Origin of the sequence: Beduinella massiliensis, from assembly GCF_900199405.1 — a bacterium.
In the GTDB taxonomy this organism is placed as follows: domain Bacteria; phylum Bacillota; class Clostridia; order Christensenellales; family Aristaeellaceae; genus Beduinella; species Beduinella massiliensis.
Genome location: NZ_LT963430.1, coordinates 3,773,359 through 3,796,635 on the forward strand (window position 1 = coordinate 3,773,359; position 23,277 = coordinate 3,796,635).

At 59.9% G+C, this 23,277-nt stretch carries 22 protein-coding genes; 7 read left to right on the forward strand and 15 right to left on the reverse strand.

Annotated features, from left to right (window positions below):
- Positions 1 to 39: 39 nt before the first annotated feature.
- The 4 genes from C1725_RS17990 to C1725_RS18005 all read right to left on the reverse strand — a co-directional run bounded on the left by C1725_RS17990 (position 40) and on the right by C1725_RS18005 (position 2,582).
- Positions 40 to 885, reverse strand: coding sequence for an IS3 family transposase (locus C1725_RS17990; RefSeq protein ID WP_102411414.1), 846 nt, complete (start codon positions 883 to 885; stop codon positions 40 to 42).
- Positions 886 to 887: 2 nt separating this feature from the next.
- The gene (locus C1725_RS17995) at positions 888 to 1,190 is read right to left on the reverse strand and encodes a hypothetical protein (RefSeq protein WP_102410455.1); all 303 of its coding nucleotides are present in this window, start codon (positions 1,188 to 1,190) and stop codon (positions 888 to 890) included.
- 289 nt (positions 1,191 to 1,479) lie between these two features.
- The gene (locus C1725_RS18000; protein ID WP_102413065.1) at positions 1,480 to 2,046 is read right to left on the reverse strand and encodes a chromate transporter; all 567 of its coding nucleotides are present in this window, start codon (positions 2,044 to 2,046) and stop codon (positions 1,480 to 1,482) included.
- The gene (locus C1725_RS18005; protein WP_102413066.1) at positions 2,043 to 2,582 is read right to left on the reverse strand and encodes a chromate transporter; all 540 of its coding nucleotides are present in this window, start codon (positions 2,580 to 2,582) and stop codon (positions 2,043 to 2,045) included. Before C1725_RS18005 ends, C1725_RS18000 begins: the two co-directional genes overlap by 4 nt.
- A 211-nt stretch (positions 2,583 to 2,793) precedes the next feature.
- Between C1725_RS18005 and C1725_RS18010 the strand changes: the two genes are divergently transcribed.
- Positions 2,794 to 3,684, forward strand: coding sequence for an ROK family protein (locus C1725_RS18010; RefSeq protein ID WP_346026819.1), 891 nt, complete (start codon positions 2,794 to 2,796; stop codon positions 3,682 to 3,684).
- 176 nt (positions 3,685 to 3,860) lie between these two features.
- Here C1725_RS18010 and C1725_RS18015 read toward each other — a convergent pair whose 3' ends face one another.
- Positions 3,861 to 4,853: a phosphotransferase enzyme family protein gene (locus C1725_RS18015; RefSeq protein ID WP_346026820.1), complete on the reverse strand. Its 993-nt coding sequence runs from the start codon at positions 4,851 to 4,853 to the stop codon at positions 3,861 to 3,863.
- A gap of 306 nt (positions 4,854 to 5,159) precedes the next feature.
- Here C1725_RS18015 and C1725_RS18020 point away from each other — a divergent pair, with 306 nt between their 5' ends.
- The 3 genes from C1725_RS18020 to C1725_RS18030 are packed head-to-tail and all read left to right on the forward strand — an operon-like array spanning position 5,160 to position 9,367.
- The gene (locus C1725_RS18020) at positions 5,160 to 7,028 is read left to right on the forward strand and encodes an ABC transporter permease subunit (protein WP_102413069.1); all 1,869 of its coding nucleotides are present in this window, start codon (positions 5,160 to 5,162) and stop codon (positions 7,026 to 7,028) included.
- A gap of 1 nt (position 7,029) precedes the next feature.
- Positions 7,030 to 8,154, forward strand: a complete 1,125-nt coding sequence (locus C1725_RS18025; RefSeq protein WP_102413070.1) for an ATP-binding cassette domain-containing protein — start codon at positions 7,030 to 7,032, stop codon at positions 8,152 to 8,154.
- A 55-nt stretch (positions 8,155 to 8,209) separates the two neighbouring features.
- On the forward strand, positions 8,210 to 9,367 hold the full coding sequence (locus tag C1725_RS18030) for an extracellular solute-binding protein (RefSeq protein WP_102413071.1): 1,158 nt from the start codon (positions 8,210 to 8,212) through the stop codon (positions 9,365 to 9,367).
- A gap of 21 nt (positions 9,368 to 9,388) precedes the next feature.
- Here C1725_RS18030 and C1725_RS18035 read toward each other — a convergent pair whose 3' ends face one another.
- A complete protein-coding gene (locus C1725_RS18035) occupies positions 9,389 to 11,440 on the reverse strand; it encodes a glycoside hydrolase family 36 protein (protein ID WP_346026821.1) in 2,052 nt (683 codons plus the stop codon).
- 66 nt (positions 11,441 to 11,506) lie between these two features.
- Positions 11,507 to 11,737: a zinc ribbon domain-containing protein gene (locus C1725_RS18040; protein ID WP_102413072.1), complete on the reverse strand. Its 231-nt coding sequence runs from the start codon at positions 11,735 to 11,737 to the stop codon at positions 11,507 to 11,509.
- Between the two features lie 157 nt (positions 11,738 to 11,894).
- Between C1725_RS18040 and C1725_RS18045 the strand changes: the two genes are divergently transcribed.
- A complete protein-coding gene (locus tag C1725_RS18045; RefSeq protein WP_346026822.1) occupies positions 11,895 to 13,058 on the forward strand; it encodes an MFS transporter in 1,164 nt (387 codons plus the stop codon).
- A 79-nt stretch (positions 13,059 to 13,137) separates the two neighbouring features.
- On the opposite strand, the gene C1725_RS18050 is transcribed toward C1725_RS18045, so the two are convergent.
- The 4 genes from C1725_RS18050 to C1725_RS18065 form a co-directional block, all read right to left on the reverse strand.
- Positions 13,138 to 13,854: a glycerophosphodiester phosphodiesterase family protein gene (locus C1725_RS18050; protein ID WP_102413074.1), complete on the reverse strand. Its 717-nt coding sequence runs from the start codon at positions 13,852 to 13,854 to the stop codon at positions 13,138 to 13,140.
- A gap of 74 nt (positions 13,855 to 13,928) precedes the next feature.
- A complete protein-coding gene (locus C1725_RS18055) occupies positions 13,929 to 15,176 on the reverse strand; it encodes an extracellular solute-binding protein (protein WP_102413075.1) in 1,248 nt (415 codons plus the stop codon).
- 56 nt (positions 15,177 to 15,232) lie between these two features.
- Entirely contained in the window at positions 15,233 to 16,099 is an 867-nt protein-coding gene (locus C1725_RS18060) for a carbohydrate ABC transporter permease (RefSeq protein WP_346026823.1), read from the reverse strand.
- A gap of 28 nt (positions 16,100 to 16,127) precedes the next feature.
- A complete protein-coding gene (locus C1725_RS18065; RefSeq protein WP_346026824.1) occupies positions 16,128 to 17,015 on the reverse strand; it encodes a carbohydrate ABC transporter permease in 888 nt (295 codons plus the stop codon).
- A gap of 177 nt (positions 17,016 to 17,192) precedes the next feature.
- Between C1725_RS18065 and C1725_RS18070 the strand changes: the two genes are divergently transcribed.
- A complete protein-coding gene (locus tag C1725_RS18070) occupies positions 17,193 to 18,167 on the forward strand; it encodes a LysR family transcriptional regulator (protein ID WP_346026825.1) in 975 nt (324 codons plus the stop codon).
- 94 nt (positions 18,168 to 18,261) lie between these two features.
- On the opposite strand, the gene C1725_RS18075 is transcribed toward C1725_RS18070, so the two are convergent.
- Genes C1725_RS18075 through C1725_RS18090 form a run of 4 tightly spaced genes read right to left on the reverse strand, consistent with a single transcriptional unit; the run spans position 18,262 to position 21,873 of the window.
- Positions 18,262 to 19,755: a hypothetical protein gene (locus C1725_RS18075; RefSeq protein WP_102413079.1), complete on the reverse strand. Its 1,494-nt coding sequence runs from the start codon at positions 19,753 to 19,755 to the stop codon at positions 18,262 to 18,264.
- Positions 19,756 to 19,800: 45 nt separating this feature from the next.
- On the reverse strand, positions 19,801 to 20,622 hold the full coding sequence (locus C1725_RS18080) for a hypothetical protein (RefSeq protein WP_102413080.1): 822 nt from the start codon (positions 20,620 to 20,622) through the stop codon (positions 19,801 to 19,803).
- Positions 20,606 to 21,496, reverse strand: a complete 891-nt coding sequence (locus tag C1725_RS18085) for an ATP-binding cassette domain-containing protein (RefSeq protein ID WP_102413081.1) — start codon at positions 21,494 to 21,496, stop codon at positions 20,606 to 20,608. Before C1725_RS18085 ends, C1725_RS18080 begins: the two co-directional genes overlap by 17 nt.
- Before the next feature lie 2 nt (positions 21,497 to 21,498).
- Entirely contained in the window at positions 21,499 to 21,873 is a 375-nt protein-coding gene (locus tag C1725_RS18090; RefSeq protein ID WP_102413082.1) for a GntR family transcriptional regulator, read from the reverse strand.
- A 347-nt stretch (positions 21,874 to 22,220) separates the two neighbouring features.
- Between C1725_RS18090 and aroF the strand changes: the two genes are divergently transcribed.
- Positions 22,221 to 23,237: a 3-deoxy-7-phosphoheptulonate synthase gene (gene aroF / locus C1725_RS18095; RefSeq protein ID WP_102413083.1), complete on the forward strand. Its 1,017-nt coding sequence runs from the start codon at positions 22,221 to 22,223 to the stop codon at positions 23,235 to 23,237.
- Positions 23,238 to 23,277: the final 40 nt, after the last annotated feature.

Here is a 23,277-nt window from a genome sequence, read left to right on the forward strand (position 1 = left end):
GGACAGGAAAATAAAAGGATATTGTAGAATTACGCAACCTTACGCGGCGTTGCACCTGATTTCATAGGGAGTAAGGCCGTATTTCAGGTTAATGCGTTCGAAGTTGTAGAAGTGGACATATTGTGCAACCAACTCCTCTACCTCTGCGCGAGTAGAATAATGGGCACGATAAAGGCATTCCGATTTAAGCGTTCCGAAGAAATTCTCCATAGCAGCATTGTCGTATGGACAACCGGGACTGGACATAGAGGGTTGAAAGTGATATTCTTTGCTTAGGTCGAAGTATGCTTCGGAGGTGTATTGAGACCCTTGGTCACTGTGGAGCGCGAGTCCATCAGTGACCTTCTCTGTTATCATAGCGTCTCGGATCGTCTGAGTAACCAGCGATGCGGCCATGTCGCCACCAATGCGATAGGCCAACACCATTCGACCACAAAGGTCAATCACCGCACACATATACAGCATTCCCTGTGGTGTGGGGATATAGGTGATATCTGTTGACCAGAAACGATTGGGCCGTTGCTGTTCAAAGGCACGCTGCAATAGGTTTGGGTATTTGTACACGTTTTGCTGATGTTGAGTATATCTTCTTTGCCGCCGAATCTGTGCAAGCAGATTGGTCTTGCGCATGACGCGCAGAAGTGCTTTAAGATTTACATTTTTTCTTTTCTTCCGCTGGATCCAGAGACGAACACGGCGGATGCCGTAGGTCTGGTTGCACTGCTGTTGACATTCCACAATCAGATCGACCAACCACTGATCTTTCGGCGTTTTTTCTTGCTTTTTACGCCAAGCATAATACCCACTTCGGGAAACTTCAAATACTTCACACATTGTGACGATAGGATAAATGTTGCGAAAACGTTCTATAACTCGATATTTCAATTTCACCTCCTTCCAACTTCTAACAGAAAATTTCGCAGCAGTTCCACCTGCATACGCAGTTTTACCAATTCATTATTCTGCTGGATTTCCTCGTTCTCCGGCATTTTACGCGGACGGCCTTTAGGGCGAGGTACATCGCCCTTTGCGATTAATCGTTCTCTACGGTTTTCTCGATTGACTAGTTGCTCAACCTGTTTCTTCGTTAGCCCAAGGCTGGCTCCGATTTCACGATTCGTTTCGCCCGTGATTTTCCGCTCGCGTATTGTTTCAATAAGGCCTTGTACCTTCGTGTATTTTTGCCTCATACAATAAACCTCCTGTCGTAGTTTGCTTCTTACATTCTACAACAGGAGGTCTCTTATTTCATTGTCCGTTTATCGGGATGCAGTCCATTTTCTTGTTACGGTCTTTTTGTGCAACGGCCCCTTTTCCATCGGTTTACCTTCCATAGGCCTTGCGCGCTTTAATCCCGCGGCTCCTTTGAAAACTTCACCGTCGCCGCGTACACGGCGCTGTATCCCCGGTTTCTCAAAGCCACGGGGATTTCCTTCTCCCCAAAGATGTCGCAGGCGGTCGAAGCAAGCCTCCCCCTTCTTACATTTTCAGGACGATGCCCACCGCCGCGCCCACGGCGATGTACACGATCGGATGCAGGCTTTTAAGCTTTTTAACGTTCATCCCCAAGAGCAGCAGCGCGAAAAGTGCGATGGCGGGCAGGTCCAGGCAGGCGACCAGTCCATCCGAAAGCGCCGCTCCCGTCAGCAGGGTGATTTTGAGCACCAGAAAGCCCGCGGCCGCTATTAGGCCCGTGACCGCCGGGCGCATACAGGCGAAGGCGTTCTGAACGATTCGGTTTTCCTGATACGCCTTCAAAAATCGCGAAATGATCATGATGACCGCCAAAGAGGGCAGCACCAAAAAGGCCGTCGCCAGCACGCCGCCCAGAAGGCCACAGGTGGTGACGCCCACGTAGGTCGCCATGTTGACGCCGATCGGCCCGGGCGTCGATTCGGAGATCGCGATCATATTCGCGAGCATTTCCTCGGTAAACCACTGGTATCGCGCCTGGATCTGCGTCAGGAAGGGCAGCGTCGCGAGTCCTCCGCCTACCGCGAAGAGGCCTGTCTTGAAAAACTCCAGGCAAAGCGTTAAAAGCGTCATAGGCTCACCCCCGACCGTCCAAGAATCAGGCTCAGCAGTACACAGCCGAGGACAACCCATACCGGCGACGTGCCCAGCACCGCTACCAGCACAAACGCGGCGAGCGCGAGCGCGGCCTGCGGCGCATTGCGCACGCTATTCTTGCCCATCTTGACGACGCTCGCCACGATCAGCGCCGATACGGCTACGCGCACGCCCGCAAAGGCATGCTGCACCCAGGCGATGTCCATGAAATTTTCAAGCAGCAGGGCGATCAGCGTAATGATGACGAGCGAGGGCGCGACCACGCCCGCCGTCGCAGCGATGCCGCCCGGCACGCCGCGGCGCCTGTACCCCACGAACGTCGCGGTGTTAACCGCGATGATGCCCGGCGTACACTGACCGATTGCAAAATAGTTGAGCAATTCCTCTTCCGTTGCCCAGCCGTGTTTCTCCACAACTTCGCGCTGAAGCATCGGCAGCATCGCATAGCCCCCGCCGAACGTCAGAGCACCAATCGAGAAAAAAGTACGAAAAAGCGACAAGAGCTCTCCCATGATCCATCCTCCTGTGTCGGTTTATGGCCCTTATTATAGCGAATCCGGCCGCAAAGTTCTACCGTGGCGCAAAAACAGCCTCTGCGCCGGAAGGAGCCGCCGCGAGGTGCGTCGAACCTCTCTACGACAAAACCGCGCGGGGCTTGACATGACGTCCCGCCCGGACGCGCCCGCGATGGGCATTTCGTCCTCTGCGACGGGAGATGATATCATGAGCCTGTATGCAGGCCTTCAGATAAGCGAAACCTGCGTGAAGCTGGGCATCGTGAGCGCGGGCGGCGCACTGATGAACCGCGCCGCCGTATCCTTCTCGCCGGGCAGCCCGGATGAGGCGGCAAGCCTTTGCGCGCGCCTGGTGCGCGATCACTGTCCGGAGGCAGCGGGCGTGGGCATTGCCATGACCGGGCGCGTCGACGACCGCCGGGGCGAGGTCAGCGCACCCAGCCTCGGTTGGGCGCGCGCGCCGATAGGGCGGCTTCTCGAAGCGCGCTTTGGGCGCGCACCGTTGCTTTTCAACGACGCGGAGTGTGCGCTGCACGCGGAATGGCGTCTCGGCGTCTGCCGCTCCATACGCGACGTGCTCTACCTTTCGGTGGGAAGCTCCGTCGGCAGCGCGCTTCTCGTGCGCGGAAGGCCGTATCGAGGCGCGGACAACATGGGGCTCGAGATCGGCCACATGACGACGCATGCGGGCGGCGAGCCCTGCCCCTGCGGGCGAAACGGATGCTTTGAGCGCTACGCCTCCCAAACGGCGCTGGAGCGGTTGGCCGGGGGATTGGAAGCAGGGCAGGTCATCGCCAGGGCGCAGGCAGGCGAGCCGCTGATGGCCGCCGCGTTTCATCGCTATCTCGACGAGCTCTGCGTCGGTCTTTCCAGCCTCATCGCGCTCTTTCATCCGCAAATGACGGTCCTCGGCGGCGCGCTCAGCCATGCGGGCCCGTACCTGTTGGGCTCCGTCCGGCGGCATATGCAGTTGCCCGGCATGATGTCCAGAGGCGAGCCGGTGCCTCGCATCGAGCTTTCCGTGCTCGGCAGCGACGCGGCGCTCATCGGCGCGGCGCTGATGGCCCTGGAACGCTCGCCCGCAAACCCGAACCCATAAACCTAAGGCCACCGACAAGCCGATGGCCTCGCATAAAACGAAAGCCTATTTTTCACGAACGGCGCGCGAAATGCTCCCCCCCCGCAAAGCCGTACCCCGCGTGCGGCGCAGCAGGCGCGGTCGGGCGGTACGATTGCATCTGAGGCCGGGCCGCCTTTTTCACAGGCGGCCCGGCCTTAGCCGATCAGGTCGTCCAATTCAAACCAATGCTCCGTCAAAAAGCGCATTTCTTTCAAAAAGCGCTGAAGCTTCGGGCTTTCGCTTTCAAAAACGTCCCGCCGAATCCACCAGGGAAATTCGATGCATCCGGCGATCCGAAGCGCGCGGGCGATATCCCCTGTTTCAAGCGGTCTAAACGAAGCATACCCGTCCGCAAACGCCCGGACCCGCCCACGCACCATGCGGCCATCCTTCAGCGCGAGGGAGAGCAGCGCACGTGCGACGTCGTGCCAGAGGAAGCTGTATTGGTTGCGGTCAAAGTCGAGAACAGCGGAAACCTCGTCATCCAGGAACAGCATGTTGTCCGGGGTAAAGTCCTCGTGGGCGATCCCCAAGGGACAACCATCAAAGCAACCGTCCGTCAGCGACCGCAGAATCGCCTCCTGCCCCCGCACTGCCGACCGATACGCTTGCGGCACATCCGCCGTAAGCGTCTTTTCGCATGTCCGCAGATGCTCCCTCAGGGACGCGGTGAGCCCCCCGCTATACAGGGGATATCCCCTGACGCCCCGGCGCGGCAGCCTCATAAACTCCCGATGGATCTGGCCGCAGACGCTTCCCAGACTGCACATCTGCGCCTCCGTAACCGTATCACAATTCACGATTCTCCCGGGGCAATAGCGCATCACCATATAGGCGGTTCCGCCGTCCAGAAACCGAATGGCGCGCCCTTCATACGGCAGGATGTGCGGGCAAGGAACGCCTCTTTCCTCCAGGCGCATCTGGCGCTCCAGCGCTTCCTCGATCAGCGCCAGTTTTCCCGCGCTGAAGCGTTCGTAGCTGTATTGCTTCACGAACATCTGTCCGCCTTCGCATTCGATTTTCCACTTCCTGTTAAGCCAACCGCCCTGAACGGGCGCTACGGTGGTCGGGTACAGGCCATAGCTGCGCCCTAAATCGTCCGCAATCTTTCGCTCCATGGCGTAAGCCCGCTCAGGCGTCCGCTCCAAAGCCATTCCCCTCCCCCGGCGTTTTGCGCGTCAGTTCAGATCGACGCCGCCAAACGTGCCGGACAAAAATTTATGAGATAAGACGATCCGCCGGCCCGGCAGACGCGTTCCTGTCGCTCTTCTCATTTTTTACTTATAGCATGCGCGTCTTTTTTTGTCAAACGTCCTGTCACATCGCGCGTTTAATCCCAGGCGTTTCGCAAAAACGGCATATTCGTCCTTGTGCTTTATGTAAAATGGATTTATAATGTATGTAAAAATTACGTAAAAAGATCTTGTCGCTTTCGCACGAAAGGATGTATGCCCATGCAAGAGCCCTCGCGCGCCGTAAACGATAGGGCGCCCATGCCCTACAGCGCGCGGCGCAAGCTGAAAAACCGGCTGCGCAACGCGCTGACCAACCCGTACAACGTCATCGTGCTCATCGCGCTGATCCTGCTCGCCTATCTGATTCTGGTTCCTCTCTTTGACATGGTGGTTACCACCTTTACCCTCGCCAAGTCGGACCTGCGGCGCGTAAAAGGGGCCAGCGCGGGCGACTTTACGACGTATTACTGGAAGCGGCTGCTCTTCAGCGACGTATCGAAGAATCTCTTTTACGTGCCGCTGCTCAATTCGCTCGTCATCGCGGCGTGCACGTCGTTCTTTTCCATCCTGCTGGGCTCGCTCATCGCCTGGCTGATGGTGCGTACCGACCTGCCCTTCAAGCGCTTTTTTTCGCTCGCGGTCATCATCCCGTACATGCTGCCCTCCTGGTGCAAGTCCATGGCGTGGCTGTCGGTGTTCCGCAACGCGCGCATCGGCGGTGCACAGGGCTTTCTGGGATACCTCGGAATCACCGCGCCGGACTGGCTCGCCTACGGCCCTGTGGCGATCATCATCGTTCTCTCCATTCACTATTACGCCTACGCCTATCTGCTGGTTTCGGCCGCACTGCGCTCGGTCAACTCCGAGCTCGAGGAGATGGGCGAAATCGTCGGCGCGGGCAAGGGGGTGATTCTGCGCAAAATCACCTTCCCGCTCGTGCTTCCCGCGATCCTCTCCTCGGTCATCCTTACGTTTTCCAAGTCCATGGGCACGTTCGGCGTGCCCTCCTTCCTGGGGCTCAAGGTGGGCTACTACACCATCTCCACTTCGCTTTACTCGACCATCCAGTCTCAGAAGGGCACGGGCTTTGCCATCAGCCTGATGCTGATCGCCATTGCCTCCATCAACATCTTCGTCAATCAGAAGCTGATCGGCTCGCGCAAGTCCTACGCGACCATCGGCGGCAAGGGCGGGCGCTCGACGCTGCTGCGTTTGGGCAGGGCAAAGCCCGTCATCGTCGCGCTGCTCTTCGCGTTCCTCGCCGTCGCGGTCGTGCTGCCGCTGGTGATTCTGCTCTACCAGACCTTCATGCTGCGCGCGGGCGACTTCGGTCTTTCCAACTTCACGCTGCACTACTGGCTGGGCGAGAGTGATCCCGCCATCTGCGACGGCATGCCTGGCGTGCTGAGATCGAGCCAGTTCTTCATGTTCGTGAAGAACACGCTTCTGCTCGTGGGCGCGACCTCGCTGATCGCCACAGCTTTCGGCCAGATCATCGGCTACATCAACTCCCGCGGACGCTCCCTGCGCTCCGGCAAGCTGGTGGAGCAGCTGGTGTTCATCCCCTACCTGATTCCCTCCATCGCCTTTGGCGCGATGTACCTTTCGATGTTTGCCACCAGCACGAGCATCAGCCTCTTCGGCCTCAAGATCACGCTGATTCCCTCCCTTTACGGCACGTTCACGCTGCTGGTGCTCGTCAGCATCGTCAAGCACCTGCCCTTCGCCTCGCGCGCAGGCACGTCCAACATGATGCAGATCGGCATCGAGCTGGAAGAGGCCGGACAGATCGCGGGCGCGAACTTCCTGACGCGCTTCGCGCGCATCGTCTTCCCGTTATCCAAGAACGGATTTATGAGCGGTTTCATGTTGATCCTCATCAGCATCATGAAGGAACTGGACCTGATCGTCATCCTCATGACACCCACGCAGGCGACGCTGCCCTACATGGCCTACACCTACTCGACGAGCGGCTTCTCGCAGCCCGCGAGCGCGGTGGCGATCGTCATGTTCGTCATGGTCTTCTTCTTCTACTGGGTCGCCAACCGTTTCTTCAACGCAGACATCGCCAGTGGGCTGGGAGGTTAATATGAGCCGGATCGTGCTTTCAGGAATCGAAAAGTATTACGGGGACAACCACGTATTAAAAGACGTGAACCTCACCATCGAGGATGGGGAATTCATGACGCTGCTGGGACCCTCCGGCTGCGGCAAGACCACCACACTGCGCGTCGTCGCGGGGTTGGAGCGCCCGCAGGGCGGCACCATGACGTTGGACGGGCGCGTCATCATCAACGCCAGGGAACAGTTCTTTGAATCGCCCAAGAACCGCGGGCTCAATCTGGTGTTCCAGTCCTACGCGCTGTGGCCGCACATGACGGTCTTCGACAACGTAGCCTTCGGGCTGCAGGTCGAAAAGCGCCCCAAGTCCGAGATCAAGCGGATGGTGGAAAACGCCCTTTCCCGCATGCAGATCGAGCAGTTCGCGGCCCGCTATCCCTCGGAGCTCTCGGGAGGCCAGCAGCAGCGCGTCGCCATCGCGCGCGCCATCGCCTCCGCGCCCAAGCTGCTTCTGCTGGACGAGCCGCTCTCCAACCTGGACGCGAAACTTCGCATCGACATGCGCTCGGAAATCAAGCGTCTGCACAAGGACATGGGCACGACCGTCATCTACGTCACGCACGACCAGGTGGAGGCGCTCACCATGTCCACGCGCATCGCGGTCTTCTTCGACGGGGCGATCGAGCAGGTCGACGCACCGATGATGGTCTATCAGAACCCGGTTTCCCTGCGCGTAGCCGAGTTCATCGGAAATCCGCGCATCAACCTGCTGCCCGGAACCGCGCGCGTGGAGGAAGGCACGATGCACGTCGAGTGCGCCCTCGGGCGTTACGCGTTCGACCGCGCCGCCTTTACGGAGGCGACGCCGGCAAGCGGTTCGTTTGAGTGCGCGGTAGGCCTGCGCCCTGAGCAGCTGGAGCTGTCGCGCGCGCCGTCGGACGGCGCGGCGGAGGCGCACGTCTATTCCGGCATGCCTGCCGGCTCCGAGACGCTCATACAGCTGCGCGTGGGCTCTGAAAGCCTGCTCTGCAAGCAGCTCGGCCTCAAAACCTACGACGCGGACGAACGCCTCTACCTGTCCATCCATCCCGACATGATCAACGTATTCGACAGGCGCTCCGGCGCGCTGGTCAAGCTGGCCGCCGCGCAGTAAAACCGTATCCGGCCGCGGGGCGCACCGCGGTAAAAATATGAAGGAGTGAATCCCAATGAAGGCATCCCGCATTCTTACTCTCGCGCTCGCGCTGCTGCTCTGCCTGACGGCCGCCATGCCCGCGCTGGCGGGCGACGCGGAGGACAAATGGGCCGAGGAGAACGGCCTGAACCTGGACGAAGCCATGGATGAGCTGTACGAAAAGGCCAAGGCCGAGGGCAAACTGGTCGTCTATACGATCTCCAGCCGCACGCAGGGCGTGGCGGAAAAGTTCATGGCCGCCTACCCCGGCATCGAGGTCGAGGTTTACGACATCTCCTCCGGCACGCTGAAGGAAAAATTCCTCACCGAATACGAATCCGGCCTGCGCACGGTGGACATCGTTCACTCCAAGGAGCAGGTGGGCGAGTACACGTTCGAGGTATTCGGCGACGGACTGCTGCACAACTATCAGCCAGCCTCCATCTTCGGCACGACGGACGAAAAATATCTGGCGCTGACCCCGCTGCTGGTGGAGCTCAACCTGTGGTTCTACAACACCGAGGTCTACGACAAATGCCCCGTCACCTCCTGGTGGGACCTGACCAAGGAAGAGTGGAAGGGCCGCGTCGTCTTCCAGGACGCCGCCTCCAACGACGCCTACTGCGCGGCGCTGACCGCCATGGTGCAGCACGCGGACGAGATGGCCGCCGACTATGAGGCCGTCTTCGGGGAGCCGATCGTGCTCGCCGAAGACGAACCGACCGCCGCGCACGCGTTCATCAAGCGCTTCCTCGCAAACGAGCCGGTCATCGCCAAGGGTTCGGACGAGGTCATCGAACTGGTGGGCGCCGTCGGCCAGGAGAATCCGCCGGTGGGCTATTCTTCCTCCGTCAAGCTGCGCAAGCAGACCGACGGCTATGCGATCAACTACGACCCCGTGAACATGAGCGTCTCCAACGGCATCTACGCGCTCAACTTCCTGGGCATCGCCAACGAGTGCGAGCACCCCAACGCGGCTAAGCTGTTTATCAAGTACTGGATGGGCGGCGAGGACGGCAAGGGTGAAGGCTACGCGCCTTTCGTATCGTTGGGCACCTGGTCCGTGCGGCCCGAGAACCCCACGACGCCGGAAAACGTCGCGTTGGAAGACATCCCGCTGTGGCCTGTCGACTTTGACTTCATCTACGAAAACATCGAGGACGTCCGCGACTACTGGATCGCGCACCGTTGACCCTGAAAAAGGCGGAGCTGCTCATCGCAGCTCCGCCTTTTTCAAATGCAGCAGCCTCGCGCTGACTCCTTCCATGCGAAGGGACACGAACCCCGGCTCAGCCTCCAGCGCCGTCTTTAGCCCGGCAGGATAGATGCACGCAGCGTCCGTCCATCCCGGCAGCGGCACCGTCAGCGTCGCCGTGCCCGGCAGCGTATGCCATACCGCGAGGAACGCCTCGCAACCGCAGTCGATGCCCACACAGTGAAACGCGTCTCCAAAGGCTCCCAGCCCGACCGGCCAGAAGGGAAGGCCGTCCTTCGTTCTTTCTACGATGCCCAGGTGGCAGCGAATCCCCTCGTGCACGAGCGACAGCCGCGCGGGAGACAGCTCAGCCAGATGCCCGCTCTGATGGATGCGCAGCAGCATGGCGTTCACCATGTTGAAAGCCGTCTCCTCCTCGTCCCCCTCGCGCAACGGATAACTCCAGATGGCGGCCTGCTCCGGCGTGCAGGCGGTCATGCAGTTGCAGGCGATGCAGGCCATCTTCACGTAATCCGTCTGATCGCTCACGCTCTGCAGGCTGCTTCGGGACAGGTGCGAATACTCCATGCGCATGCCGCCGCTGGAGCAGTTTTCGATCACGAGGTCCGGGTAACGCGCAAAGACGCCGTCTAGCCAGGTCAGATAGGCGCGCGTATGAGAGAGCAGCCCTTCCCCGGCGCTGTCTGCAGCACGGCGGGTGCCGACACCCGCGTTGATGTTGTAATCCATCTTGATGTACCCGACGCGGTAATCCGCTACGAGCCGATCGACGACCCGATCCGCGTGGCACCGCACCTGCGGATTGCGAAAGTCCAGTTGATACCGGCTCTCGTCGATCACGCGCCGCCCTTCGATCTGGAAGAACCAATCGTCCGGCAGCTTGTCCGCGAGCGGACAGTGAATCCCCATCACCTCCAGCTCCAGCCAGAGGCCGGGAATCATGCCCTTTTCACGAATGACGTCCAGCAGCGCCGGCAGGCCCCGCGGAAAACGCCCCCGGGCCGGCAGCCACTCCCCGACGCCGTCCCACCAGGGGCCGTCGTCGTACCAACCGCAGTCGATGCAGTAATACCGGCAGCCCACTTTCGCCGCCGCCTCGATCAGCGGCAGCTCCTTTTCGGTGGTCGGGTCGCCGGAAAGGCAGTTCATGTAGTCGTTGAAGACGACGGAAGGATGGGCGTTATCCGCATTGACACGCCGAATCCTCCGCCGGTATTGGGTGAGCTCACGAATGGTTCCCTCGAACCCATCCGGCGAGAACGCCACGGCGCACGGCACGGAGAGAAACCGCTCGCCCGCGCGAATCCACTTTAAAAACTGATGCTCCTGCCAGGCAGGGCCGCTGAGTCGCAGGTAGAGCCGGTCCGCAAGATCGCTGATCTCCCAGCACCAGCTCGCGCTGGTTTCGATCTGCCACGTCATCGCATGCCCCTTTTGCAGGAAGCTGCCCATGGGAAGGTGCTCGGCACAGGCCCACGTGCCCGTATTAGAAAGCTGAATGCGCTTCACGCTGAAGTCGTTCACTGCGTCATAGCCGAGCGTTTGCAGCTCGTATTCCTTCCATTGGCATTCGCCGTACCAGGTGTTGTGCGGCAGCATCACGCGATAGGAGGAATCCCTCCGCGCATCTTTACAATGTCCCAGTCCGGTCAGCGCGAAGGAACTGACGTACTGGAGCGGGAAATCGCCGTTCACCGCCTCCACCTCGGTCTGCGCGCGCAGGGCACAGACGCCGTCATAAAACTGCCAGAAAACCGTCACGCGCACATCCTCCGTCGACTGGGTGAGCAAAAAGGTATCCCCTTTTTCGTTTCTGCCGAACGCGTGACTCTGATAGCGCAGTTCGCTCGCCGGGGAAGTCAGGCTGTGCTTTAACGCGTGATGGTTGTTGTGGTTATAACCCGCGCCCTGCACCTCCACCAATGGGTATCCGCCGCCCTCCCCTTCGCGTGGGCGTTCCACGGCGGAGCAGTTCCACAGCGCCACCCTGCCCGTCTCGTCCACACCGATGTCCACATGAATGCCATTGAATGAAAAGCGAATGTCCAAAGCCCCATCCCTCCCCGCTTTAAAGCCCGGCGGAGTGCCGATGCGTCCAGGCTCTTCTTTACGTCCTCACGAGCCGATCAAAAAATCCAGAATGTTCCATCCCTCGTCCGTCTGCGCCTTGTACAGCTCTGTATATCCGCACTGCGCGCAGCTGATGGTGATGAACCGCTTATTCTGAATGTCGAAGATTTTCGCGAAGTTCCCGCCTGTCGCCTGAAACTGGTCGTGCTCGTAACGCGTACAGCCGCACTTGGGGCATGCGTACTGGCGCCGCTGAGCGTCTCCCTGATTTTCCACGCGTCTTCCTCCTTTTTAGCGATCTGCCATTCCTATTCGCCGCAAAGGCGGGTCATTCCTGTGCATCCCGCCGCTTTGGCCGCAGATGGGTCTACCTTCCCGCGCGCTTCCGTGGTATACTGGAAGCAGTCAGAACCATCCGAGAGGAGCGCGCGCCATGCAGCTTTTCATCCTGTACACATTCTACGCCCTCTACTTTATGACGATGGGGTCTACGGGCGGTTTCACCTCGATTTTCTTTGAGGAAATCGGCATGAACAACACGCAGATCGGCATGCTCATGTCCCTGCCCGTGCTGGTGGGCATGTTCGCCACCCCGCTTTGGGGCGTCATGAGCGATCACGCGAAAAAGCGCCGCCACGTCATCACATTCACGCTGCTGGGGAGCGCCCTTTTCTGCTTCCTGTACGACCTGACGGACAGCTTCGTCCTGCTCATGCTGATCGCGACGGGCACCGCCGTCTTCAGTCAGCCGATCAACCCCCTTTCGACCAGCCTATCCCTCGAGTACACCGCGCAGGTCGGCCGCTCGTTCGGGCCCATCCGCATGTTCGGCAGCATCGGCTATCAGGCCGCGGCGCTGCTGACGGGCATGGTGCTCGCCACGAGCATGCGCGGCCTGTACCGCATGGTCGGCGTCATTACGCTTTGCACGGCGGCGCTATCGCTTCTGCTCCCGCCCATCGCCGGGCACCAGAGCGAAAAGAGCCAGCAACGCGTTTCCCCGATGGCGCTGCTGCGCGACCGGCGCGTCGTGCTCCTGCTGCTCATGGTCTTCACCGGCACCATTACCACGATGTTCTATCAGTCCTTCTTCGCCAAACACTTCTCCAACTGCGGCGCGTCCAACACCCTGGTCGGCGTGATGTACGTGCTCTCCGTCGGCATGGAGCTGCCCTTCCTTTTTTTCTCCGGCAGGCTCTATAAAAAGCTGACCGTCTGGCAGTGGCTGATGCTGGGCATGGCGGTCAACGCCGTGCGCTGGATCGGCATCGCGCTCACAAAAAACGTGCTGGCCCTGCTGCTCCTGCAGCTTCCGGGCGTCACGGTGCTTATGTGCTTTGAATTCTTCCCCGCACTCTACCTGAGCGAGCGCGTGGCCCCGCAGCTACTCAGTACCGCGCAGACGACGCTCAACTTCGTCGCCTTCGGCGTCGCTCGCGTCGTCGGCAGCCTGCTGGGCGGCGCGCTCAGCGACGTGATCGGCGTCGGCAGCGTCTTCGGCGTCTGCGGTCTGCTGCTGCTGGCGGGGATCGCCGTCTTTTACCTGCCCGCCCGCCGCATGAGCGCGGCGGACCGCGCAAGCGAGGTCTCCGCTTAAGCGACGTTCTCTCCGTTCCAACCCCAAAAAGGCTCTGCCCGCCGGCAAAGCCTTTTTGCGTTCCCTATCCAGCGCCGTCTTACGCTCTGTTTTCGAGAGCTCTTTGCAGCACGTCCGGAAAGTTGATCGTCATGCCGTCCACCCGCATGTCGAGCATGCGCTGCATCGTCTGCTCGTCTCCGATGCCCCAGGGACGAACGGAGAAGCCTTCGCCGCGCAGCCGCGCATTCCACGCCTCGGTCAGGGCGCTCGCCCGGGGACAGATTTGCCCGATTCCATCGCGCTTGGCGGCGGCGAGGAGCTCGTCGTTCAGGTCGCCCGCCAGGTATCCCAAACGAATTTCAGGATCAAGGCTTCTCACATTCGTCAGCGCCTGCCAGATGCCGGAGGTAATCACAACGTTCTCGCGGCGGCAATAGCGGCCGATGAGGGCCAGCGTTTTTTCCTCGACGCCCAATTCCTTGATTTCAATGGCAAAGTGCAGCGGCTTTGCGCCGAAGTGGCGCAGAAATTCCTCCAACGTCGGGATCTTTTCCCCCCTGAACCGCTCGCCCATGTGCTCGCCCATGTCGATTTGCAGCAGCTCTTCGTAGGTAAAGTCGTGGATCGCCTGCGGTCGGTTCGCGATGCGCATCATGTCGTCGTCGTGGAAGAGCACGAGCACGCCGTCTTTCGAGCGCTGAACATCCGTCTCGATTCCGTTCGCCCTCATCTGCCAGCCCAGGTAAAAGGAAGAAAACGTGTTCTCCGGTGCATAATGGCTGGCGCCACGATGCGCATAGTTGATAAATTCCATAGCCGTTCCGATCTCCTTGTTTTACTTGCCAACGCGTAAGAAGGCGAGATTTCCCTTTCCCCGGATGCAGGGCGTCAGTACATCATGATAAACTCGTCCACCTCGGCCTGAAAGCCGTCCAGCGCGGCGGCGATATCCATGTCCGGGTTGGCCTCGATTTCCGAAATGAGTTTGTTCATCGTGTTCCAGATGGTGGAGTCCGCAGGGTGCACGCCCTGGCCGTGGATGTACTGCACCTGGTCGAGCACGCGCGACCACAGCGGGTCCTTCAGGCGCTCCTGAATCAGGTCGGAGGCAAACTGACTGTGGGTGAACGGCACGTATCCGTCGGCGAGCGTCGTATCCACGATGCACTCCGGGCTGATCAGGTGCTTGATGAACGCATACGCAGCCTGCTGGCGCGCATCGTCCGACTTGAAAATGGCAAGTCCATTGCCGCCGATGCAGACGTCCAGTTTCTTGTCCGAAGGGAAGTAGCTGATGCCGTACTCAAACGCGTCGCCGATCGCGGTCTCCAAGCTGCCCTTGGTCGCGCAGGAGGTAAAGAAGAACAGCAGGTTGCCGTTGACGAAGTCGTTTTTAATGGAAGCATGCTGGTTCGCCGGGAACACACCGTCCTTCACCAGCTTCGCGATGCGCTCCAGCACCAGCTTCATTTCGGGGCTGTTCACGGTCACGTTGCCCGCTTCGTCCTCGATGGTCCCGCCGGCGCCCCAGACAAGCGGCTGGATGTACCAGGGCAGGTCGGCGGCGAAGTTCATGCCGTAAATGTCCGTCAGGCCGTCGCCGTTCGTGTCCTTTACGGCCTCGTAAGCGACCTTGACCATGTCGTCCCACGTCGTGGGCACCTCGTCGTAGCCCAGCTCCCTCAACATCGTCATGTTGACGTGTACCATGGGCATGGACGTTCCAAAGGGGACAGCCATGCGGACGCCCTGATAGGTGTAGCGCACCCAGTAGTTGTCCAGGATGTCCGCCTGCTCCTCCGCCGTCATGTAGTTTTCGATCGGAATCAGCCAGCCCGCGTCGTACAGCTGCGGAATGCCGTGGCGCTGACCCACGATGCCGACCTGCGGCATGTTGCCCGCCACCGTCGCCGCGTTGTACTTGGCGACCAGATCGTCGTAATCCTTGCCCACGTTTACCTGGTTGATCTTGACGCCGGGATGAGCCGCCTCGAACGACGCGATCTCCTCCGAAAAGTCGTCGGACAGGCGCACCCAGAAATCGAGGGTGATCGTGTCCTCCGCCAGCGCAGCGCCCGTCAAGGCCATGACCGCGGTTACCGTCAGGGCAAGAACAAGAGCCAGGAACTTTTTCATAAGACAATGCCTCCCTTATATTTTTTAACGCGGACGCACTTCCGCGTCAAATTCCGTCATTTCAGCCCCACCTTGGTGATGCCCTGCACGAAGTACTTCTGCAGGCAGACGAAGAGCAGAACCATCGGGATGCTGATCATGGACGCGGCCGCCATGATTGCGCCCCAATCCTCGCCGATTTCGCCCTCCATCATCGAGCGGAGGCCGGTCTGCACCGTGCGCAGCTCCATCGAGTTCGTGATGATGAGCGGCCAGAGGTAGCTGTTCCAGCTGCCGATGAAGCCTATGATCGCCACGGTCGCCATGGCGCTCTTGCCGAGGGGAAGGATGATGCTCAGCCAGATGCGCAGGTCGCCCGCCCCGTCAATCCGCGCCGCTTCCAGCAGCGCGTTGTCGATGGTCATGTAAAACTGCCGGAAGAGAAAGACGCCAAACATGCTGACCATCGAGGTGCAAATGACCGAAAAAAAGGTGTCCATCAGCCCCAGGCGGGAAATCGTCAGATAATTGCCGACGATCGTCGCCTCCACCGGAATCATCATGCAGCATAGAAAGAGGAAAAACAGCGGCTTATTGAGCCGGTACTCCATCTTGGCAAAGCTGTAGGCAGCCAGCGATCCGGTCAGAATTTGCGAGAGAACCGTGACGGCCGCCATCAAGAGGCTGTTCCTGAAATAAATGCCGAACGGGGCCGCGTGAAATGCGTTAACGTAATTTTGAAAGTACAGCCTGGACGGCAAAAAGACGTCCTTGCTCATGACCTCGGTGGGAGATTTGAGCGAACACAGCAGCATCCAAACCAGCGGAAAGATCATGCAAAGCGACACGACCGCAAGCAGCGCGATGCGCACGACATCCCATCCGTCGACCTTCACGCGCCTGTTTTCGGCCCCTGCGCAGCGCTTTTTTCTGCAAGCATCCATCGTTCCTTCCCCTTTCGCCGCCTCTTCGTCAGGCGTCATAATGGACAAACCGTTCCAGAGATAGCTGAATCACGTTGATGAACAGGATCAGCAGGAAGAGCACCATGGCGATCGCCGAAGCATAGCCCACCTGATAGCGGCGGAAAGCGTATTCGTAGAGCATGACCACCAAATTGGCCGTCGCGTTCCCCGGACCGCCGCCGGTCATGGTCTGAATCGTGGTGAACAGCTTCATGATTTCGATAGTGTTCAGGATTAGCAGCATGAACGTCGTGGGGGAGACCAGCGGCAGGACAATGTGCCATGTGGTCTGCACACGGTTGGCTCCATCGATGCGGGAGGCCTCCAGGATTTCGGACGAGATGTTCTGAATGCCCCCCAGGTAGACCACCGTCGAGTACCCCAGCATTCGCCATACGGTGATCAGCGCCAGCGAAGGGAGCGCGGTGGACGCGTCGTTGATCCAGCGCAGGGGCTTGAGCCCGCAGGCCGAAAGCAGGGTGTTGAAGATGCCGTACTGCGGATTGTAGATGAACAGCCAGACCACCGACATGCTCACCAGACTGGTGACGCGGGGCGTAAAGATCATCGTGCGAAACGCCACGTTGTGCTTCGTCTCCCTGCGAAGGAGCATGCCCAGGGCGAAGCCCAGGATCAGCGTAGCGGGCAACACCAGCGCGACGTATTGCATCGTATTTCCGATGACCTGCCATACGTCCGGCGAGTGAAAAAGCTTTTGATAGTTGTAAAGGCCGATAAACTTCTTTCGCCCTGTCAGGTTCCAGTTGTACAGGCTCGTCCGCATCGCGTCGATCATGGGGTAGAGCGTGAACGTCGAAAGGAAGATCAGCGCTGGCAGCACGTAAGCAACGCCCTTCGCTTCTCGGATCAGCCCGCGTTTCGCTTTTGTCTTCATCCTTCCATCTCCTTTTGGCATGCCGAACAAACATACAGAGTGTGCAGAGAAATAATCTATAACATCTACAAATAACACTTTTTGCTCTTTTAACATTATCTTATACTCGATATTGTGCAATGTCAAATACAATAGTATAATATAACTATTGATTTTACTTATAAGGTGATGAAAGCCATGGATCTGAAGCTGCTCAGCTACATCGTCGCGGTCGCCGAAGAAAAGACCATTTCGCAGGCGGCGCGCAGCCTGTTCATCAGCCAGCCCGCGCTCAGCCAGTCCATCAAAAAAGCCGAAGACGAGCTGGGGGTCAAGCTGTTCACCCGGATGGGCAACACGCTCGCCCTCACCTCCTCCGGCGAGGTCGTCGTTCAGGAAGGGCGCAAGCTGCTGCAGGGGCGGGAGTATTTGCTCGCCCGGCTTGCCCATCTGTCGGAAAAGCACCGGGAGGTGCTCCGCTTCGGCGTGTCCCCGTTTTACAGCAAGTACTACCTGCCGGGCGTTTACACCTATTACGCCCGCCACCTGCCCGACATCAAGCTGGAAATCATCGAAAAAATCTCCGTGGAACTGGAGGAGGACGTGGTACGCGGCGAGCTCGACTTCTGCTTTGTGCCCGCTTATCCCGCGCGGCCGGAGTTGACCTACCGCACGGTGAGCATCGAGGAAGTCCTGCTGGGCGTCCCGGCCGGGCACCCTGCCAACGCCTATGCCGTACCCTCCTCCAGCCTGCCTAACATCGACCTTTCCTGCCTGCGAAACGAGCCGTTCATTTTGCAGCCGCCCGAACAAAAGATCGCCAAAATGCTGAGCCGCATCTTTCATCACGTCGGCTTCTCGCCCAACGTCGTATACGAGACCATCAACTGGGATACGGTGCACTCGCTGATCTGCTGCGGGCTGGGGCTGGGCTTTCTGCCCGAGATTCTTTTGGAAACGCCGATGCTGTGCATTCACCCTAACGTATACCGCCTGACGGGCATCGACGCCACGCGCCCCTATGCGGTCGCCTATCTTCACGGCAAGGTGCTGTCCCACACGGCCGAGCAGCTGATCGACGTGTTCGCCGGAAATCTGGCCTGCCTGAAGGCCGCCATGCCGCTCCATCCATCGGCGGAAACCGGGGCGAACGGGCGCGCCGCCATGCCGTGACCGCGCAAAAGGCCGCATGCCATAACCGCCAAAACCAGCAGGGGCGCCCCGGCCGCGATGGACCGGGACGCCCCGATTGATTGGATTTGTTGCTTTACATGTCCTGTGTCAGGCGCATCACCGTGGTCAGCGCGTCCTGCGGCAGCAGGCTCAGCGCCTTGGCGAACGCCAGCATCAGGCCGGACTCCACCTCCACGAGCGCCGCCATACCCGACTCCTCGTCGAGCGAAAGCAGGTCCACGATTTCAAGCCCGGAGAGATCCTGCGGCTCATAAGCGCGGGATGCGACGTTGAAGAACTCCGTAAAGCCCATCGACATCCCCGTGTGATTCGACACGAGATCCATGGTAATGTTCATCTCCGCCGCAGAGGTGAAGTCCTCGCCCTTGCGCTCGGTCACGCGGTTGCCCGTGATGTCCGCCGTGGTTTCCGTCTTGGAAACGCGCGGCTCCGCATCCTCGCGCTCGTAGATCGAGGTGAGGGTTTCAAGGATCTTGCCCGTGTAGGTCACGGTCTCCACGTCGCCCTCGATTTTCGCCTCGGACTGCATCTTAAGGCTCATGTCCACGCTGTCTCCGCCGTCATTGGAGGTCATGGTGAGCGCGACGTCGTCCTTGTAGGTCTCCCCCAGCTCCGCGCTCACGGCCATCGTCATGTCCAAGAGGCTCTTCTCGTCGTCCACCAGCGCGAAGCGCACCTGCACGACCTCCGCGTCGGTCTTGCTTTCCAGAATCACCTGATCCTCGCCGTCGAAGATGTAGAGCGCGACGAGCTCTCCCTTTTCGCCCAGCATCACTTCGACCTTGAGCGCGCCGTCGCCGTCAAGCTCATCCTTCACCTCCGCGATCATCTCGTCGATCGCGTCGCTCCACGTCTCGTCCTCGGGCAGCTTCGCGAAGCTTTCGAGAATCGCGTCGCCGCGCGCTTCTTCCAGCACCGCAACGACCAGCTCGCAAAGCTTTTCCTCGGTGATCGTGATCGTGTTCGCCACGGCCGCCGCGCCCCGCGTCGCGGTCGCAGGCTGCGCGCCTTCCTCGGCCGGCGCGGGCACACCGGCCAGCCAGTTCATCACAACCGCGCCGTAACGGGCGATCTCCGCCTCCAGCATTTCACCGACCTTTTCCCAGTCGATGTTCTTCAGCCCCAGCAGTTCCGCTACGTCGTCGTACCTGACCTCGAACGCCTTCGTGGGCGCAAGGCTGGTGGCGACGAGGGCCCGATCCTCCAGCAGGTTCAGCGACACGTCCGCTACGCTTTGTCCCTGCATGGCGATGCCCAGCTTGCCGAAGCCGCCCTCCGGCGTAACGGCAAGGCTGAACGTCACGGAGCCCGCAGAGAACAGGTCCATGATCGCCTTGAATACTTCCCGTTCCTCGTCGTTCATGCTCTTGTCGTCCAGGATGTCGAAGCGCAGGCCAAAGTCGCCGTACACCTCGCGGCCCGCCGCGACCGCCTCGCTCGCCAGCACGTTGTACATCGTGCCCGGCACGATTTCCCGTTCCGCCTCCTCAGCAAAAGAGAAGACAGGCATCAGGCACATAAGCAGTGCGAGCAGTGCCGACAGTTGCTTTTTGAATCCCTGTTTCATAATTCTCCACCTTTCTATGGGTTTGATAGGTTTTTGTCGAGCGTTTTACTTGGGCTGCGGGGTGCCCGCCATCACCGGGTAACTGAGCGCGAGGCAGCAGACCGCACTGATCGCGCGGATCGTCGGCCAGCGCTTCATGATGAACGTAGCCGCGTCCTCCATAAAACGCACGATGCTCATGAATTGCGGCATGAGTTCCCACATTTCCTGTTCACCGAGCCTGGAAATCTGATCAAAAAAGCCGTTGACCGCAGGCACGATCATCAGGAGGAAGCAGGCGACCGGCACGCCGATCGTCACAGCAATCGTCTGCACCTTCCAGCGGCGCAGCAGGCAAAAGTACAGATAATAGAAACAGCACCACTGAATCATGGACGTGTAGGTGTACCATGCGTTCTGCCAGACCATCTGCGTCACCGAGCCAAGCGTGGTGGCGCGGGCGGTCGTGTACATGGTCCACATGCTGATGCCGTAGCGTGCAGGGTTTCCCTGCGCCATGAGCGTCACCACCGCGGCATCCAGCATCGTCAACAGCGCGCTCACGATCACGCCCAGGGCGCTGATGACGAGAATTTCAGCGATGACGCCGCCGTAAACGGAAAGCCGCGGCGTCGCCCTCGTAATCAGAAAGCGGGCGTCCGTGTTCGCCGCGCGGTGCATGAGGATGAACATGATGACGCCGGTGGCGGAAAACATCGTCGAAACGCTGGTCAAATTGACGTTTCCTTCCACAAAGACCGCCAGCACGTATACGGCGATTTCCATCAGCAGCACCACGCCCGCCGTGACCAGAATGAGCTGCCAGCCCTTCTTCCACAGGTATCGCAGCGTGCCCTCGAAGCGCGACCTCTTAAGCGCCGATTCCATCGTCCTCAACCCCCTTCTTCTCTTCCGTGAGCAGTACGAACAGACGCTGCAGGCCGATGGGCTCCGTCTTCACCGTGTCCGGGAACACGTGGGGCTCGCTCAGGAACACGCTGCGGGCCATCGCGCCCGCGAAGACCTCCTCGCGCAGCACCCGCAGCCCCTGCGTGGCCGCGACCACCGCCTCCGGCGTGCCGCTGACCGCGACGCTGAGCTCGCGCAGCGTATCCACGTCCTGCTGCAAAATCAGCCTGCCGTGGTCGATCATGACAGCGACCTCCAGCACGCGCGCCACCTCGTCGATGAGGTGCGTGCTGAGCACGATGGTGCGCGGGTTCTCCGCGTAAGAGTCGATCAGCGCGTCGTAAAAGCGCTCGCGGCTGACCGCGTCGAGCCCCAGGCTCGGCTCGTCGAAGATCGTAATCGACGCCTGCGACGCAAGGCCGCAGACGAGCCCGACCGCGGTCTGCATGCCGCGCGACAGGCCCTTGGTCTTGCGTCGCACGTCCAGCTCGAACTGGTCGATCATCTTGGTGCAGACCGCGTCGCTCCAGTTCGGGTGCAGCCTGCGCTCGACGTCCAGCACGTCCTTCACCCGCGTCAGCCCGCCAAAATCCGGGGTGTCGCTGATAAAGCACAGGCTCCCCAGCGCCGCCGCGCTGTTCTGGGGCGTGCGGCCGTTTATGAGCACCTGACCGCTGCGGGTAAACGCCTGCGCCGTAAGCAGCCGCAGAAACGTCGATTTGCCCGCCCCGTTTCGGCCCAGCAGACCGTAAATATGCCCGCTCTCCATCTTGCAGCTGAAATGATCGAGCGCCTGCGTCTTGCCAAAGCGCATGGACAAATCCTTCGCCTCGATCGCCGGTATATCCGCCATCTTTATTCTCCTCCGTCTTCGTTCATGTACGCGTCCACCGCCGCGCGAATCTGATCGCTCCTGATGCCGAGCGCCTTCGCCTCCGCGATGAGCGACGGCAGCCGCGCCTCAAAAAACGCTTTCTGCCGCTTTTGCTCGACGAGCTCCCGACTCCCCGGGGATACGAACATGCCGATTCCCCGTTTTTTGTAGATGATCCCCTCGTCCACCAGCAGGGAAAACCCCTTGGCGACCGTCGCCGGATTGATGTTGAAGTGCCGCGAAACAGCGTTGGTCGAGGGCACCGCGTCCTCCGGCTCCAGCCTTCCGGCGAGGATGTCGTCCTCGATCATCTGGGCTACCTGCATGTATATGCTGACGCCTTCTTGAAAGGGCATGCGGCATCCTCCTTTCCGGTTTATTGGTTGCTCCGTTGAGTGGTTCATTAGTGATGTAATGAACTATAACACCCTTTCTTTCAAATGTCAAGCCCTAAAACCGGAAATTCAAAAAAATGATTGACACCTGGAAGCTGCCGGGCGTATACTGAAGCCACGACAAGACCGGGAGGTATTTTCATGACGTCATCTGTGCGCGCGTACGCCTATCAGATCCTGTATTATTGCGATAATACGGGCTGTTTGCGTTGCGCATAGAGGATACGGTCCATCGGCGCAATTCAGGCAGTCCCGAAAAGGGACTGCCTTTTTTGTAGCATGGCAGCACGGAAAGGAAGGCACACTTTATGATTATTATCCTGAAAAACGGCACCCCGCAGCAGAGAATCGACGAACTCATCCGCGACGTGGAGAAGATGGGCGTGCATGTGCACTACAGTGCAGGTACGCAATCGACTATTCTGGGCCTCGTCGGCGACGTATCCCACGTGAACCCCGACACCCTGCGCGCAAACGACGTGGTAGCGGACGTCAGGCGTATTTCGGAGCCCTACAAGGCGGCAAACCGGCGCTTTCACCCGGACGATACGCTCATCACGGTCGCCGGGCGGACGATCGGCGAGGGCTTCTTCCACGTGATTGCAGGCCCTTGCTCGGTGGAAAGCGAAGAGCAGCTGCTCACCGTCGCCAAGTCCGTGAAGGAGAGCGGCGCGACGTTCCTGCGAGGGGGCGCGTTCAAGCCGCGCACGTCCCCCTACTCGTTTCAGGGGTTAGAGACGGACGGCCTGCGGCTGCTGATCGAGGCGCGGCGCGCGACGGGGCTTCCGATTGTCACGGAGATCATGGGCGAGTCGCAGCTTTCCGACTTCGCGGATGTGGACGTCATACAGGTCGGCGCGCGCAACATGCAGAACTTCCGCCTTTTAAAGGAACTGGGCCACAGCAAAAAGCCAATTCTGCTCAAGCGCGGCCTCGCGAACACCATCGAGGAGTTGCTCATGAGCGCGGAATACATCCTCGCGGGCGGTAACCCGAACGTAATCCTCTGCGAGCGCGGCATCCGCACCTTTGAAAAGATGATTCGAAATAACCTGGACATCTCTGCGATCCCGCTGATCAAAGAAAAGTCGCACCTGCCCGTGATCGTCGACCCCAGCCACGCGGCGGGCATGGCGCGCATGGTGCCCCCGCTCGCCCGTGCGGCCATCGCCGCGGGCGCGGACGGCCTGCTGATCGAGGTGCACAACAACCCGGCCTGCGCCCTGTGCGACGGCGCGCAGTCGCTCGACATGCCCGCGTTCGCCTCCGTCATGCAGGACGTCAGGCGGCGCGCCGCGTTTGAAGAAAAGCGGCTCGGCGCATAACCTCCTGTGCCCCTGGAAGCGCCCCGCGCTCTCCGGGGGC